General features: G+C 74.8%; 9 protein-coding genes. 4 read left to right on the forward strand and 5 right to left on the reverse strand.

The annotated features are described in order from the left end of the window. Positions 1 to 35 precede the first annotated feature (35 nt). Both HKK73_RS17295 and HKK73_RS17300 read right to left on the reverse strand, forming a co-directional pair. Positions 36 to 4,037, reverse strand: coding sequence for a ThuA domain-containing protein (locus tag HKK73_RS17295; protein WP_253705692.1), 4,002 nt, complete (start codon positions 4,035 to 4,037; stop codon positions 36 to 38). A gap of 105 nt (positions 4,038 to 4,142) precedes the next feature. Then, positions 4,143 to 5,291 carry a multicopper oxidase domain-containing protein gene (locus tag HKK73_RS17300; protein WP_081896028.1) on the reverse strand — a complete coding sequence of 383 codons (1,149 nt, stop codon included), beginning with the start codon at positions 5,289 to 5,291 and terminating at the stop codon, positions 4,143 to 4,145. Between the two features lie 534 nt (positions 5,292 to 5,825). Between HKK73_RS17300 and HKK73_RS17305 the strand changes: the two genes are divergently transcribed. Next, positions 5,826 to 8,147, forward strand: a complete 2,322-nt coding sequence (locus HKK73_RS17305) for a glycoside hydrolase family 65 protein (RefSeq protein WP_171468499.1) — start codon at positions 5,826 to 5,828, stop codon at positions 8,145 to 8,147. 44 nt (positions 8,148 to 8,191) lie between these two features. Here HKK73_RS17305 and HKK73_RS17310 read toward each other — a convergent pair whose 3' ends face one another. After that, positions 8,192 to 9,238 (reverse strand): GlxA family transcriptional regulator, encoded by a 1,047-nt coding sequence (locus HKK73_RS17310; RefSeq protein ID WP_163188806.1) that lies wholly within the window; start codon positions 9,236 to 9,238, stop codon positions 8,192 to 8,194. Between the two features lie 151 nt (positions 9,239 to 9,389). Here HKK73_RS17310 and HKK73_RS17315 point away from each other — a divergent pair, with 151 nt between their 5' ends. Next, positions 9,390 to 10,022: a hypothetical protein gene (locus HKK73_RS17315; protein ID WP_216608012.1), complete on the forward strand. Its 633-nt coding sequence runs from the start codon at positions 9,390 to 9,392 to the stop codon at positions 10,020 to 10,022. A gap of 27 nt (positions 10,023 to 10,049) precedes the next feature. Here the strand turns inward: HKK73_RS17315 and HKK73_RS17320 are convergent, their stop codons facing one another. Next, positions 10,050 to 10,928: an alpha/beta fold hydrolase gene (locus tag HKK73_RS17320; RefSeq protein WP_171468500.1), complete on the reverse strand. Its 879-nt coding sequence runs from the start codon at positions 10,926 to 10,928 to the stop codon at positions 10,050 to 10,052. A gap of 117 nt (positions 10,929 to 11,045) precedes the next feature. On the opposite strand from HKK73_RS17320, the gene HKK73_RS17325 reads away from it, so the two are divergent. Then, positions 11,046 to 12,278: a hypothetical protein gene (locus HKK73_RS17325; protein ID WP_171468501.1), complete on the forward strand. Its 1,233-nt coding sequence runs from the start codon at positions 11,046 to 11,048 to the stop codon at positions 12,276 to 12,278. Positions 12,279 to 12,399: 121 nt separating this feature from the next. After that, positions 12,400 to 13,080: a histidine phosphatase family protein gene (locus HKK73_RS17330; protein WP_171468502.1), complete on the forward strand. Its 681-nt coding sequence runs from the start codon at positions 12,400 to 12,402 to the stop codon at positions 13,078 to 13,080. Between the two features lie 130 nt (positions 13,081 to 13,210). Here the strand turns inward: HKK73_RS17330 and HKK73_RS17335 are convergent, their stop codons facing one another. Further along, positions 13,211 to 13,669 carry a DUF6194 family protein gene (locus HKK73_RS17335; RefSeq protein ID WP_216608013.1) on the reverse strand — a complete coding sequence of 153 codons (459 nt, stop codon included), beginning with the start codon at positions 13,667 to 13,669 and terminating at the stop codon, positions 13,211 to 13,213. Positions 13,670 to 13,692 lie beyond the last annotated feature (23 nt).

Consider the following 13,692-nt stretch of genomic DNA (forward strand, 5'->3'; position numbering starts at 1 on the left):
GGGACGGCCTGGCCGGCCGCCCCCGCCCGGCGGTGCTACAGGTCCGCGACCCGGATGTCGCGGAACTCGATGAGGTCCGCGTTCCCGTGGTTCTGGAGCCCGATGAACCCGCTGTCGAACTGGCGCAGGTCGGTCGGCGGGTCACCGGCACGGGACGACTGCTGTCCCGGGGTGTTCTCCCACTCGTTGATGACGACGCCGTTGCGGATGATCGTGTACTGCTGGCCGACCACCCGGATCTCGTACTCGTTCCACTCGCCCTTCGGCTTCTCGCCGCCGGTGTTCAGGCCGAGCGGGTCGAAGTTGTAGACCGAGCCGGTCTTCTGCGGCTCGCCCGTCGGACCGTCGTAGATCTGGATCTCGTGACCGCACGAGATCGCGACCCACGCGGGCGACTGGTTGGCCGCGCACGGCACGTCGCCCGGGTCGTTCGGGTTCGGGAACCGGGTGAACACGCCCGTGTTGGCGTGGTGGTCACCCGCGGAGACGTCGCGGTACAGGAGCTTCACGGAGAAGTCCCCGAGCTCCTCGCCCGCGTACCAGAGCATCCCGAGACCGCCGCTCGACTTCAGCGAGCCGCCCGGCTCGAGCGTGAACTTGCCGCTCGGTGCCTGGAACCAGTCGTACAGCGACTCCTGCGTGCCGTCGAAGATCGTGCGGTACCCGCCCGGGTCCACGCCGATCTGCGACCGCGCCGCGGCGTCGACGAGGCGAGCACGCTCGCGCTCGTCGATGCGGCTGTCGTCGTACAGGCTCTTCGCGACCGACTCGACGTGCGCCAGGAACCGGGCGTGGGTGCGCCACTCCTTCTCGTCCTGGAACAGGTCGTTCATCGTGCAGGCGCCGAGGTCGAGGTTCTCGACCGTGGAGTCGACGTCGCCGAAGAACACGGTCTCGCGCTCGTCGGGCAGGGTGCACGACGGCGAGCCGTCGGTCGTGACGGTGGCCGTCGAGCCGTCCGCGTACGTGACGGTGAGCTTGGCCTCGTAGGTCCCGATGCGGGGGTACTTGTGCTTCGGGTTGGCCTGGCGCGAGGTCTTGCCGTCGCCGAACTCCCACAGGTAGGAGACGCCGCCGGACCGCGCACCCGTGAACTGCACCGTGAGCGGGTCGCCCTGGATGCTCGTCGCGGTCGCGGCCGGGGCCGGGGTCGGGGCCCCGCCCTGGTACGTGATCCGCATGAGCTTCTGGTTCGGGTCGAGGCTGAAGAAGCCGCCCGCGTAGTCGACCAGGTACAGCGCGCCGTCCGGACCGAACTTCGCGTCCATCCAGCTCTGGAGCAGCCCGTCACCGCGGCCGCCCGGGATGATCTGGCGCAGGTCCTCCATGAACACGGGGGCGTCCAGGTTCTCCGGGTCGACCGTCACCGCGACGCGGTTGTTCGAGTTCGACTGGTCGCCGATGAACCACTTGCCCTCCCAGTACGACGGCCAGGCGACGTCGGACTCGGGGTCGACCTGCGACTGGCGGTACGTCGGACCGGACATGACGGCCTGGCCGCCGCCCCGCAGCCACGGGATGGTGTAGGTCGCTTCGTCGTCCTCGTACGTCGGGATGCCGTTGCCGCGGTCCGGGAAGACCGGCCCGCCGCCCGAGGGCGAGTACCAGATCATGTTGTTCCGTACCGGCGGGAGGTCCACGAGGCCCGTGTTGCGGGGCGACGTGTTCTTCGGGTTGTCGCAGTCGTACCAGCCGGTGAGGACGCTCGCGTCCTCGTTGCTCCGGTCGCGGTACGGCTGCTTGTTGCCCATGCAGTAGGGCCAGCCCTGGTTGCCCGCGGACGTGATGATCGTCGCGGTCTCGTACTTCGCCGGGCCGAGCTCGGGGCTCGGGCTCGTCGCGTCAGGGCCGACCCACGCGGCCGTCAGCCAGTCGGTGTCGGGGTCGATCTGGAGGCGCGAGATGTTGCGCACGCCCATGACGTAGATCTCGGGACGGGTCTTGTCCGCGGGGTACTCGCCCACCGGGAACAGGTTGTCGTCCGGGATCGTGTACGTGCCGTCGTCCTCGGGGTGGATCCGCAGGATCTTGCCGTTGAGGTCGTTCGTGTTGCCCGACGTGCGGCGCGCGTCCTGGAAGCTGATGCCCGCGAACTCCTGCGTCCAGTTGTTGCCGGAGTACCCGTTCGACCCGCCGGACGAGTTGTTGTCGCCCGAGCCGATGTAGAGGTTGCCCTCGCTGTCGAACGCCATGCCACCGCCCGCGTGGCAGCAGCTGTGGATCTGCGTCTCCCACTCGAGCAGGTCGACGCGCGTGCTCTGGTCGATCGTCGGCGTCTCGGGGTCGTAGGTGAACCGCGAGACGGTCCGGTAGCCGACGCGACGCTCCCGGTCGATGTTCTCGTGCGGCATCCAGTAGACGTAGAGCCAGTGGTTCGTCGCGAAGTCGGGGTCGGGCACGATGCCGAGCAGCCCCTCCTCGTTCTTCACGAGCTCGTCGCCGCTGCCGCGGTTGCCCATGACGTCGAGGGTCGTGAGCAGCTTCGCCTCACCCGTCTCCGGGTCCCACTGGTGGATCGTGCCGCAGCCGAGGCCCACGTTCGGGTCGCTCCACGGGACGATCGGGCCGGTCGGGCAGGCGCCGCGGCCGATGTAGAAGACCGTGCCGTCGGGCGCGATCGTCAGGCCGTGCTGCTCGCCGTTCTGGTCGAGCGTGCCGGCCGTGTTCACCTGGGACAGGCGCTCGGCCTTGTAGTTCGATGCGATGGTCGCCTGGCAGTCGCCGCGCACCACGCCCGTCGTCCACTGGAGCGCACCGAGCAGGTGCTCGCGGAACGTCGCGTCCGCCCAGCTCTCGGGCGTGCCGCCCATGCCGGTGAAGAACGACCGGCCGCCGTCGTAGTCGCGGCACCACGAGACGGGCTGGAACGGGTTGGCCGTCGGGCCGGCGTCGGGGCCGGGCTCGAGCGTCGCGACCGTGTGCACGTCACCGGTCGGGTCGTCGGCCCAGTCGAGCCACCGGTCCTCGCGGTCCCACGTGAGCGGGAGGTCCGCCGTCGCGGGGTGCTGGCGGTCGACCAGGTCGACCGTGCGCTCCTCGAGCGGGATCTCCGGGTCGGGCTGCTCGACGGAGTCGGGGCCGAAGATCGAGAGCTCCGCGAGCTGGATCTCGGCGTCGCCGGAGTTCGCGGTGACGTCCAGCCGGTACCAGCCGTACGCGGTCTCGTTCGCGACGTCGAACGTGCGCGGCTGGAAGCGCTGCGGGAAGTCCTCGTCGGCGCGCGTGTCGAGGTCGACCCACGTCTGTCCGTCGGTCGAGCCCTGGAGCTTCCAGTTCTTCGGGTCGCGGCCCGCGGAGTCGTTCGCCGACGTGATGCCGTACTTCACCACCGCGACGGGCTGCTCCATGCGCAGCGTGAGCTGGCCCGTGCGGGCGAACGTCAGCCACTTGGTGTTGGGGTCGCCGTCCACGGCCTTGGCCGGCGTCTCGGCGGCCGGGCTGCGGCCGGTGCCGGTCGCCTCGGCGACCTTCTCCGCCGTCATCGTGGCGCCCTTGATCCGGGCGCCGACGAGGCCCTCGAACCACTTCGAGGCCTCCTGCGAGCGCGCGGCGTCGCGCACGCCGAGGAAGCCGCCGCCGCCGTTGATGTACGCCTGGAGGGCGGCCTCCTGCTCGCCGCTCAGCTCGATGCCCTCCGCGGAGAGCATGACGACGCCGCGGTACTCGCCGAGCGTCGCCGCGCTGATCATCTCCGGGTCGGACGTCGCCTCGACCTCGAAGCCGTTGGCGGCCCCGATCTCGGTGAGCGCCGCCGTCGCGTCGACGACGGGGTCGGTCTGCTCGTCGGGCGCGCCGTGGAACACGAGCACGCGCACGGGCGCGGCTGCGGCGGCCGGCGCGGCGGCGACGGACCCCGCCGCGAGGGACCCGCCCGCGCTGACCGCGGTGGTCGGTGCGGTGGCGCCGGTCTGGGCCGCCGCCGGGAGGACGGCGGCGCTCGCGACGAGCGCGACGCCCGTCAGGCCGACGGTCAGGGCCCGTAGTGCCCCCGGTCGGGAGCGCCCCCTCGTGGGGGGTGTCGATCGTCTGGAAAGCACTCTCCAACTCCTTCGTCATCGGTGCGACGCTCCCGGACGGGCCGGGAGCGGGTCCTGCCGGGTGCGGGACGGGCCGGCGGCCCGCCCCACCTCGCCGGCGGACGGTCAGTGGCCGGCGTGGCCCGTGAGGTCGACGACGGCCGGCCCGGAGCCACCGGCGGCCGGACCGCCGGGGGCGGTGGCCGGGGCGCTCGTCGTCGCGGCGGCGCCGGACGGCGCGGCCCCGGACGGGGCCGACATGGTGTGGCTGCCGTGACCCTGGAAGCGGTCGATCGACTCCTGGGCGCCCGGCGGCATCGAGCCGTCGGCGTTGCGCACGAGGAAGATGCCCGCCATGCCGCCGTCGGAGTGGAACTGGACGTGGCAGTGGTACATCCACGCACCGGGTCCGACACCGAGCCCGGCGACGACCTGGAACCCGAACGCGTCGCCCGGGTTGAGGTCCCGGTTGTCGACGACCTGGCTCGGGTCGTACTGGTCCGCGAGCAGGCCGGTGCGGTTGTTCGCCCAGCGGTGCGCGTGGAGGTGGAAGGTGTGGAGCTGGTTGCCGTGGCCGATGCAGATGAACTCGACGCGCTCGCCGAGCTTCGCCTCGAACATCGGCGTGTCCGGCGCGACCTTGTTGTTGATGGTCATGTCGTTGAAGACCATCGTGAACTGCTTCTGCGGCAGCACGTCGCCGACCCGGCGCACGACGAGCGCGCCGTAGAGGCCCGCCGCGAGGCCCTGCGTGCCGTGCTCGCCCCACGCGTGGTCGTGGTAGTGCCAGTAGCCCGCGCTGCCGGGCATCCAGATGCCGCGGTCGCGCGCCATCTTGACCGTCGACCACGTGTACGTCCGCGTCTCGCCCGGCTCGTTGAACGAGTTGTTGAACGTGCTGCCGTCGCTGTTGACGTCGTAGTTCACGCCGTGCGGGTGGATCGACAGGCGCTTGTCCGTCGTGTTGACGAGCGTGATCTCGAGGGTCTCGCCCTCCCACATCTCGAGTATGGGCCCGGGGACGGTCGCCTTGCCGCGCTCGAGCCCGTAGCCGACGAGGGTGTCGGAGATCCGCTCGGCGTACATGGTGATCTTGCGGACGCCGGTGGCTGCGGTGACGGTCGTCGCGGCGGCGGCGGGGGGCGCCGCGGCGACGCTGCCGCCGGCTCCGAGCAGGAGCGCGGCGGCGGGGCTGGCAGCGACGACGCCGGCCCCGGCGAGCAGGGCCCGCCTCGAGAGCGGCCTCGGCGCCGTCTCGGTCGTCGGGTCGGGCATGGGGGACTCCTTCCGGGCGTACGGGGTCGTCCGGGCGGTCCGTGGCGCGCCGGACCGGCGGGACGGCGGTCGCCGCCCCGCGTGCCGGCGCGCTCGGGCGCGCGGAGGTTCCCCGAGGTGGTGCGGGGGGACTCTGAGCAGCAGGACTGGGTGGTGCGGGGGTGTCCCGCGGTCGCAGAGGGTCGAGAGGGTGCTCGGTCGTGCGGGGCTCGACCCGGGCCGGTGGGAGACCGGCCGTGGGCGAGGTCCGGGGCCGTCGTGGCCCCGCCGGGGTGCGCGTCGGTGCGTACCGCTCGGCTGTCGGTCCGGACGACGGGCTCCCCTGCGCCGACGTCCGGCCCCCTGGTCGGTTCCAGGGGCAACGAGGTTCATGACACCGCAGTCAGTGCATGGATGTCAACAGGTAGGCGAAAGTTGTGTCGACAACAAGCAAAAGTCCACGGCCGATCGACACTTGTCTCCGGAGCGGCCCTGGACGGGGCTCGAGCACGCCCCGGACGGGTGTGCGACACGGCGTCGTGGTGGAGTGACCGCGTGACCCACGACCTCCCCGCGTGGTCCGTCCGGGAGTCGGCCCTCGACGTCGACGACCCGGCCACGGCCGCGTCCCTCCTGTCCCTCGCCAACGGGTACGTCGGCGTCCGCGGCACGCTCGACGAGGCGGACCCCGACGACGACCCCTCGACCCTCGTCGCCTCCGTCCACGAGGAGTTCGAGCAGACCTACGCGGAGCGCGCGTACGCCTACCCCGAGGTCGAGGAGCGCCTCGTGCCGGTCGTCGACGCGTGGCGGGTCGGCTGGTCCGTCGACGGCGAGCCGGTCGACGTCCGGACCGACGACCCCGCCGGTCCCGACGGGACGGTCGAGGCGCACGAGCGCGTGCTCGACCTGCGCCGGGGCGTGCTGCGGCGCGAGCTGCGCTGGACCGCGCCGTCGGGCGGGAGCGTCACCCTGCACAACGAGCGGCTCGTCCCGCTCACCCGGCGCGAGGTCGTCGCGTCGCGCTGGCGCGTGCACGCGCACGGCGACGTCACCGTCACCCTGCGCCCGGTGCCCGGCTGCGCCCACGGCGGGCAGGACCCCGGCCGCGAGGCGCCCGGGCTGGTCACCGTCTCGTGCCGGCACGACGCCGAGGGGTCGTCCGTGCGGCAGCGCACCGTGCGCTCGGAGCGCGGCGTCGCCGTCGAGACCGCGCACCTCGTCGACGCGGCGGACGGCGTCCGCCCGCGCTGGCACCACCGCGGCGGCGCCGCCGTCCTCACCGTCGACCTGCGCGCCGACGAGTGGCTGGAGGTCGTCGTCCTCGCCGCCTACGCGGGCGGCGCCGACGCCGACGCGCTCCCCGCGCACGCGCACACCGTGCTCGCCGCGGCCGTCGACGCGGGCTGGGACGCACTCGAGCGCGAGCAGGCCGATGCCCTCGCCGCGGTCTGGGACCGGGGCGACGTCGAGCTCGACGGCGACGACGAGATGCAGCAGGCCCTGCGGCACAGCCTGTTCCAGGTCGTCCAGGCGTCGGCGCGGGTCGAGGGCGTGGGCGTGCGGGCCAAGGGCCTCACGGGCACCGGCTACGCGGGCCACGCCTTCTGGGACTCGGACACGTTCGTGCTCCCCGTGCTGGACCACGTGCTGCCCGACGCCGCGGCCGCGCACCTGCGCTGGCGACACGCCACCCTCCCCCACGCGTGCGAGCGGGCCGCCGAGCTGGGCCTGCCCGGCGCGGCGTTCCCGTGGCGCACGATCAGCGGTCGGGAGTCGTCGGGCTACTGGCCCGCGAGCACCGCCGCGTTCCACGTCTCGTCGGCCGTCGCGCTCGCCGCCGTGCGGCACGTCGCCGCCACGCACGACGACGAGCTCGCCCGGGACGTCGTCGTCGACCTCGTGGTGCAGACCGCGCGGCTGTGGGCCGGGCGCGGCCACCACACGGCCTCCGGCTTCCGCATCGACGGCGTGACCGGGCCCGACGAGTACACCGCCGTCGTCGACAACAACACGTACACCAACCTCATGGCCCGCAAGAACCTGCGCGCGGCGGACGAGCTGTGCGAGCGGTTCCCGGAGCAGGCGGCGCGGCTGGACGTCACCGCCGACGAGCGCGCGGGGTGGCGGCGCGCGGCCGACCGGATGGTCGTCCCGTACGACGCGGAGCTCGGCGTCACGGAGCAGTCGCAGGACTTCACGCGGCACGCCCCCTGGGACTTCGAGTCGCGGGGCACCGCGCGGTTCCCGCTCGACGACCACGTGCACTACGTCGAGCTGTACCGGCGGCAGGTCGTCAAGCAGGCCGACCTCGTGCTCGCCCTGCACGCCGCGCCCGAGGAGTTCACGCCCGAGCAGCGGCGCCGCGACTTCGACTACTACGAGCCGCTGACCGTCCGCGACTCGTCGCTCTCGGCGCCCGTGCAGGCGGTCGTCGCCGCGGAGATCGGCTACGTCGACCTCGCGTACGACTACGCGCGCGAGTGCGCGCTCCTCGACCTGTGCGACCTGCGCGGCTCGACCGACGGCGGGCTGCACGTCGCGTCGCTCGCGGGGGCCTGGACCGCCGTCGTCACGGGCATCGTGGGGCTGCGGCACGACGACGACGGGCTCCGCCTCGCCCCCCGGCTCCCGTCCCGGCTCACGCGGCTCGCGCTCGCCGTCCACCACGGCGGCGCCCGGGCGCGCGTCGAGGTCCGGGCCGACGGCGTCACGTACCGCCTCGAGTCCGGCGACCGGCTGCGGGTCGTGCACGGCGACGAGCCGTTCGAGCTCACGCCCGAGCACGCGGTCTTCGAGCGGCCCCTGCTCGCCGGGATCCAGGACCCGCCGCCCGCGCAGCCGCCCGGCCGCGCGCCGCTCTTCGCCACCTCGTAGGTGGACGTACCCGCGACGGGCCCGGTGGGCCGTGCGCGGGTCCCCTACGTCGGCAGCCGCTCCTGCTCGCCGCGCGCGCCGCGGAGCCCGGCGGCTCCCGGACCGGTCCCGCCAGGCGGGGCGAGGCGCCCGGCACGCCGGTGCGCGGCCCGGTACTGCGAGGGCGCGAGGCCGTACTCCGCGGCGAACGCCTGCCGCAGCGCCTCCGCGGACCTCAGCCCGCACTCGCGGGCGACGGTGGTGACCGGGCGGTCGGTCGACGCGAGCAGGTGGGCCGCCGCCTCGGTCCGGGCTCGCCGGACGTACCGCGCCGGCGTGCGGCCGAGGTGCCGGACGAACAGGCGCGTGAGCTGGCGCTGGCTCACGCCCGCGTGGGCGGCGAGGGCGGGGAGCGAGAGGTCTCCGTCGAGCCGCGCGGCGACGAGGTCGACCACGGCCCGGACGCATGCGTCCCGTACCTGAGGGGCCGCCGTGAAGACGCTCATCTGGGCCTGGTTCCCCGGGCGCTGGAGGTACGTCACGAGCGCGCGGGCCACCCTGCGGGCGAGCTCCGGACCGTTGTCCTCCTCGACCAGCGCGAGCGTGAGGTCGAGCGCGCTCGTCACGCCCGCCGACGTGTAGACGTTGTCGTCGCGCACGTAGATGGGCGCCGGGTCGACGCGGACGGCGGGGTACTCCTGCGCGAGCCGGTCGGCGTAGCGCCAGTGCGTGGTGGCACGACGCCCGTCGAGGAGACCCGTCGCCGCGAGGACGGTCGCGCCCGTGCAGACCGACGCGACCCTGCGGCTCAGGGCGGCCACCCGGCGCACGTGCGCGACGACGAGCGGGTCGGCACCGGCCTCCTCGTGGCCGAGCCCTCCGGTCACGACGACCGTGTCGACCGGCTCGACCCACCGCTGGAGGGAGCCGTGGCTCGCGAGCGTGAGGCCCGAGTCGCACGCGACGGGTCGCCCGCCCGGGGTCAGCAGCACCACCCGGTAGGGCGGTGCAGCGCCCACACGGTTCGCGAGGACGAGCGTCGAGGTCACGCACGCGATGTCCAGGAGCTCCGCGCCGGCGTAGCCGACGACCGCCACCAACCGCTCCGCCATGAGCCGTCACCCCCGGGTTCCCGACGTCCGGTCCACGGATCCGGACACCGTCCACGATACCCCCGGGGAGTACCGCGGCCCCAGGGTGAGGCTGGTCCTCCCAAGAGAGCGCGGTCGCCCGACCGCGACCGCCACGAGAGACGAGGACGTCATGAGCACTCCACGCACCGCCCCGCAGACCACCGGACCGCGCTCCGGAACCGCGCGTAGGACGAGCACCGGGACGAGCACGGGGACGAGCAGCGGGACGAGCGCCGCCCGGGCCGTCGTGGCCCGCTGGCCCGCCGCGCTCGGCCTCGGCGTCGCCGTCCTGCTGCTCGCGATCGGCGTGGCCGACCGCACCACCCTGGCGATCGGCGTGAGCGCGGCCGCGCTCTGCTACGTGGCCGCAGCAGCGCTCGGACGCCCCTGGGTCGCCTGGGTGAGCATCCTCGGCGCCTCGCTCGTCGTGGTCGCGAGCGAGGTGGCGGGCATCCCCTGGTGGGCCGGCATCGGGCTCACCGCGCTCGTGCTGCTCGGGATCGGCGTCGCGCGCGGCGCAGCACGACCGACGCTCCCCCAGGCGGCCGCACTTCTCGGCTACGGTTCCCTCGCTGTGGTGGCGCTCGCCGTCGACCCGGGCATCGGTCTCGTCGTGGCAGGGCTGACCCTGGCCGGCCACGCCGCGTGGGACGTCGTCCACCACCGGCGCGGCGAGGTCGTCCCCCGGCCGATGGCGGAGGCGTGCCTGTACTTCGACGTCGTTCTCGGCCTGGGCTGCCTCGCCCTCGCCGCCCTCCGCTGAGACGCGGGGCGCGTCCGGGACGCGCCGTCAGCCCGCGAGCGCCTCGCGCAGGGTCGTCGCGAACGCCGCCGGGTCGTTCGCGGGCGACCACTCGTTGACCATGAAGCCGCCGTGGTCGCCCGGGAACGTCACCGGCTCGACGCCCAGGAGGGCGGCGAGGGCGGCACCGCCGCGCCACGCGAGCGTGCCCTCGCCCTGGGCGCTCACCGCGGGGACGATGCGGGTCGCCGCCGCACGCAGGGCGTCGCCGTCGGGCGCCCACGACGGCATGGTGGCCAGGTTCCGGCCGAGGAGCAGGTCGTCGCGCGACCCGTCGTCGTCCGTCGGGAAGCCGAACATCGCCGGGTCGGGCGCCGGGCGGTCGAGGTAGTCCGCGGGCAGCGGTCCCACGTGGCTGACGAGCGCGACGAACTTCGCCATCGCGGGCCCGAAGCCCTCGCGCCGGTACGTCTCCACGACGTCCGCCTGCACCGCGGTCGCGGTCTCGGCGTCCTCCAGCAGCGGCGTGATCGGCGGCTCGTGCGCGACGAACGTCCGCACGTCGCCCGGGTGCCGCTCGATCCACGAGAGCCCGACGACGCCGCCCCCGCTCGACCCGAACACGTCCACCGGGCCGAGGCCGAGCGCGGCCACGATCTCGTGCAGGTCGTCCGCGTGCCGCTCGACCGACACCTCGCCGTCGGCGGCGAGCGTGCTGCGCTCGGTGCCGCGCGGGTCGTACGTGACGACCACCCGGTCGTCGAGGAGGTCCACGAGCTGCCCGAACCCGGACGCCGCCATGGGCGAGCCCATGACGACGAGCGGCGGCAGGTCGCTCGTCGTCGCGGGGGTCCGGACGTCGTAGGCCAGGACGGCTCCCGGCACGTCCAGGGTGTGGCTCGTGGTGCGGGTCGTGGTGTCGCTCATGGCGTCCTCCGTGTCGTCGTCCCGCCGCGCGGCGCGGCAGGTCCCGTGCGTAGAGACGACGGCCGGGACCGGAACTGAGCGGTCCTCGCGGCCCCGCGTTGCCACTACCCTCGCAGGATGCCGTCATCGAGGACCGTGCCCGCCGTCGTCGCCGCGGGGGCGCTCACCGCGGTGCTCTGGGTCGTCACCGGCCGTGCCGCGGACTGGCTCGCCGGGGCGGGGCACACCCTGCCCGCCGGGCTCGTGCGGACGGTCCTGCCCCACCCGACCGGCGTCGTCACGGGCGGTCAGCAGGTCTCGGGCAGCACCGTGCTCACGGCCGCCCTCGCGGGCGGGCTCGTCGCGCTCGGCGCGCACCTCGTGCTGCGACGCCTGCCCGCGGGCGAGGGGCGCTGGGCGGCGTTCCTCGCCGTGTGGGGCGCGGCCGTGCTCGCCTCCGCGCTCGCCGCGACGGCGGCGTGGTTCGCGGGCGTCACGCTGGCCTGGCGCGCGGACACCGTCACCCGGTTCGTCGCGACCGCGCTCGGCGGCTGGTGGGGGTTCGTCAACGGGCCGCTCGTGGCCGTGACGGTCGCCGTCGCGCGTGCCCTCACCGACCGCCACGACGACCCCGCCGGCACGCGCCACACCCGCACGCCGACCCGGGTCCGCGCGTGGCCCGCCGCGCTCGCCGCCGGCACCGCGACGGGCGTGCTGTGGGCGGCCGCGGGCGTCGGGCGCACGACGCTCCCCGGCGCCGCGGACCCGCAGTCGCCGTGGGGCGTGGCGCGCGACGTCGTGCTGCTGCCCTCCGCCCGGATCGCCGTCGACCGCGCGGCGCTCCTCGCCGACCCCGTGCACCTGCTGCTGCCCGTCGGCGTCGGGCTCGCGGTCGGCCTGCTCACGGCGCTCGCCGCGCGACGCCTGCCGCCGATCGAGGGCCGCGCGGCGCTGCTGCTCGGGGTGTGGCTCGCGTGCGTCGGAGGTGCGGCCCTCGCCGCGGCGGTGCCCGTCGTCGCCTCCACGCTCGCCGCGGGCGGCGTGCTGCCCGACGCCGGCCGCACCCTCCCCGTGCTCGAGGCGGGCCTCTCCTGGGGGATGGTGTGCGGGGTGCTCGTGGCGCCCCTCGCGGTGGTCGTGCACCGGCACGCGGGCGCGCGACCGCACGCGGGGTCGGCCGTCGCCGACGAGCCGTGGCCCGCACCCGTCGCTCCCGAGCAGCCCGAGGAGCGCGCGCCCGAGCAGCCGGAGGCCCGCGGCGCCGAGCAGGCGGAGGCACCCGACGGCGAGCAGGCGGGTCCGCGCGACGCCGATGACGCTCCCGGGCCCGACGACGCCCGGCACCGCGACGAGGTCACCGCGCGCTCCTGAGGGACGGCGTTCCGGCACCCGCCACCCCGGCGTCACCCGGCGGTCGTCGTGCCGACACCCGGGCCCCCTAGCGTCGACAGTGACCGGCAGACCGGGACGCACCGGAGAGGGCACAGCGACGATGACCCTGACGATCACGCTCGTACGCCACGGGCAGACCTACCTCAACGCACGACGCCACCTGCAGGGGGCGTGCGACTCCCCCCTCACCCGCACGGGACGTGCGGGCGTGCGCGTCACGGCGCAGCACCTCGCGCGGCACGACTTCGCGGCCGCGTACTCCTCGCCGCAGGGCCGCGCGGTCCTCACGGCGATGGAGATCCTGCGGCACCACCCCGACCTCCCGCTCGCGGTCGACCCCGACCTGCGCGAGCTGTCGTTCGGCTCCTACGAGCGACGGCCGGAGTCGCAGCTCGACGCCGTCGAGCCGTGGGCCGAGCTCGTGCCGCGCATGCTCGCGGGCACCCACCCGGGCGTCGGCGGCGGGGAGCCGGGCCGGGACTTCATGGCGCGCGTGCGCGCGGTGTTCACGCGCGTCGTCGCCGCGCACGACGACGCGTCCCGCCCGGGCGCGACGCGGGACCGGCACGTGCTCGTCGTCGGGCACGGCCTCACGCTCGGCGCGTGGCTCGCGACGCTCGCCCCCACCGGCCTCGTCGCGCTGCCCAACGCGTCCGTCTCGACCGTCGAGGTGACCGACGGCGTCCCCCGCCTCCTCGCGGTCGGGGTCGACGTCGCCGGCCACGGCCACGTCGCCGCGCGCCCCGCGCCCGCTCGCGCGAGCACCCCGCTCCCCGCCTGACCGCCGCCCCGCCCGACCCCCCCGGCGGAGAGACCTCCGCCGAACACGGGGTTGTGGTCGCTCTTCCGGCGAAAGAGGCCGCCAACCCCGTGCTCGGCGGGGACCGACCCCGTGGTCGACGGCGGGCTCGCTATCGGGTGGTGCGGCGGGCGGTGCGGGCGCGGGCGTCGTCGTGGGCGCCGCGCAGCAGGTCGAGGACGAGCGCGGTCGTGCGCTCGCCCGGGACCACGACCGCCACCCAGCCGAGCGCGCCGTAGACCGGGTGCGGCACGACGACGTCGGTCTCCGCCACCTCCGACGCCGCGCCGTCGCGCGGGTCGGTGCCGAGGAGCGTCCGGAACCGGTCGCGCCCGACGTGCACGTTGACCCTCCAGCGCCCCTCCGCACCCAGGCGCGACGCGGTGTCGTCGGGGTAGTCCTTCGTGACGACGGTGCCGTACGGCTGACCGGGCGGGACGACGCCGTCGGGGGCGTGGTAGAAGAAGTGGTCGCCCCACGCGAGCTCGGGGAACGCGCTGCCCGGCCCCGGGGAGAGCACGAGGGCGCCGTCGAGCGACCGGACCGTGGCGAGGATCTGCTCCATACTCATGGTTCCAGTGTGAGGTTGACGTG

This window comes from Cellulosimicrobium sp. 72-3, from assembly GCF_013127315.1.
Classification (GTDB): Bacteria; Actinomycetota; Actinomycetes; order Actinomycetales; family Cellulomonadaceae; genus Cellulosimicrobium; species Cellulosimicrobium funkei.

Excerpts from the sequence above, each read along its gene's own strand:
- HKK73_RS17315 (WP_216608012.1), top strand. The coding sequence starts at position 9,390 with ATGAGCACTCCACGCACCGCCCCGCAGACCACCGGACCGCGCTCCGGA.
- HKK73_RS17335 (WP_216608013.1), bottom strand. The coding sequence starts at position 13,669 with ATGAGTATGGAGCAGATCCTCGCCACGGTCCGGTCGCTCGACGGCGCC.
- HKK73_RS17300 (WP_081896028.1), bottom strand. The coding sequence starts at position 5,291 with ATGCCCGACCCGACGACCGAGACGGCGCCGAGGCCGCTCTCGAGGCGG.
- HKK73_RS17330 (WP_171468502.1), top strand. The coding sequence starts at position 12,400 with ATGACCCTGACGATCACGCTCGTACGCCACGGGCAGACCTACCTCAAC.
- HKK73_RS17320 (WP_171468500.1), bottom strand. The coding sequence starts at position 10,928 with ATGAGCGACACCACGACCCGCACCACGAGCCACACCCTGGACGTGCCG.
- HKK73_RS17310 (WP_163188806.1), bottom strand. The coding sequence starts at position 9,238 with ATGGCGGAGCGGTTGGTGGCGGTCGTCGGCTACGCCGGCGCGGAGCTC.
- HKK73_RS17325 (WP_171468501.1), top strand. The coding sequence starts at position 11,046 with ATGCCGTCATCGAGGACCGTGCCCGCCGTCGTCGCCGCGGGGGCGCTC.